Below are 1,659 nucleotides of genomic sequence, written 5' to 3' on the forward strand. Positions count from 1 at the left end.
TACGTACCGGCCTGGCGGCAGGTCGTGTGGAGCGACATCCCCAACGACCGGATGCTGCGCTGGGACGAGGAGACGGGCGCCGTCGGCGTCTTCCGCCGCTCCGCGGGGCACACGAACGGCAACACCCTCGACCGCCAGGGCCGCCTGATCACCTGCGAGCAGGGAAACCGTCGGGTGACCCGCACCGAACACGACGGCACCGTGACCGTGCTGGCGGACCACTGGCAGGGCAAGAGGCTGAACAGCCCGAACGACGCGGCGGTGAAGTCCGACGGTTCGATCTGGTTCTCCGACCCGGACTTCGGCATCACCAGTGACTACGAGGGATACCGCGCGGAGAGCGAGATCGGCGCGAACAACGTCTACCGCATCGACCCGGACACCGGTGACGTACGGCTCGTCGCCGACTGTTTCGGCGCGCCGAACGGCCTGGTCTTCTCCGCCGACGAGAGTCTGCTCCTCGTCTCCGACACCCGGGCCGGCTTCATCCGCGTCTTCGACGTGCGCGAGGACGGCACGTTGTCGGACGGCAAGGTCTTCGCCGAGGCAGGTGCCCGGCCCGAGGCACGGTTCGACAATCTCCGCTTCGACGACGGCGGCCGGCTCTGGGCCGCGGCGATGGGCGACGGAGTGCACTGCTACGACCCCGACGGGACGCTGATCGGGCGGCTCCGCGTCCCGGAGGCGGTCGCCAACATCTCCTGGGGCGGCGCCAAGCGCAACCGCCTCTTCATCGCGGCGGAGACCAGCCTCTACTCCGTGGTCCTGGGGGTCACCGGCACCCACCCGACCGGGCCGGGCCGCCGCCCCTGGCTGGACGCGTAGTCCGCCGGACAGCGGGGCGGCGGGGCATACCGACCGCCGACACCTTCNNGCGCCGCCCGCCTGGAGCGCCGCTTAGGAGACGGCCCGCCGAAAAACCAGGATGGGGCCATGGACATAGGCATGGATCTGGGCATCGCCCTGCCCCAGTACGGCACCCACGCACGCCCCGCGGAGATCGCCGGGTTCGCCCGCTCCGCCGAGGAGGCCGGGTTCGCCTCGTTGTGGACGGGAGACCGCTCCCTGACCCCCGTCGAACCCAGTGACCTCTATCCCGGCGGCACTCCCGAGAACCCCTACCCGCCCGAGTTCAAGACCTTCCTCGATCCGCTGACCGTGCTGACCGTCGCCGCGACGGCCACGAGCCGGGCCCGGCTCGGCACCAGCACGCTCAACGCCCCCTGGTACCCGCCACTGCTGCTCGCGCGCAGCCTCACCTCGCTGGACCGGGTCAGCGGCGGCAGGCTCGACGCCGGACTCGGCATCGGCTGGCTGCGCGACGAATACACCGCCGTCAACGCCGAGTTCGCCCGGCGCGGCGCCCGTCTCGACGAGATCCTCGACATCCTGGAGGGCTACTGGACCGAGGAGGAGTTCGGGCACGAGGGACCGCACTGGACGATCCCCCGTTCGTACGTCGGACTGCGCCCCGCCCAGCAGCCGGGCCCGCCCGTGTACTTGGGCGGCTTCACCCCGGCCGCGATGCGCCGCGTCGGACGGCGCGCCGAGGGCTGGGTCGGCATCGTCATGCCGCCCGAGATCCACGCCGGGCTCTGGGACACCGCGCGGCGCGCCGCCGACGAGGCCGGCCGCGACCCGGACGCGCTGCGCCGGATC

The 1,659-nt window shown here is 72.1% G+C and carries 2 protein-coding genes; both read left to right on the forward strand.

Features of this window, described 5'->3' with window-relative positions:
* Positions 1 to 825 (forward strand): SMP-30/gluconolactonase/LRE family protein (locus AOK22_RS16790; protein WP_055699472.1); only part of this gene is annotated, 825 nt, incomplete at its 5' end.
* A gap of 108 nt (positions 826 to 933) precedes the next feature.
* A partial coding sequence (locus tag AOK22_RS16795) for a TIGR03619 family F420-dependent LLM class oxidoreductase (protein ID WP_244164828.1) occupies positions 934 to 1,659 on the forward strand: 726 nt, incomplete at its 3' end.

The sequence above is a fragment of the Streptomyces silaceus genome (assembly GCF_001419745.1).
GTDB lineage: Bacteria > Actinomycetota > Actinomycetes > Streptomycetales > Streptomycetaceae > Streptomyces > Streptomyces silaceus.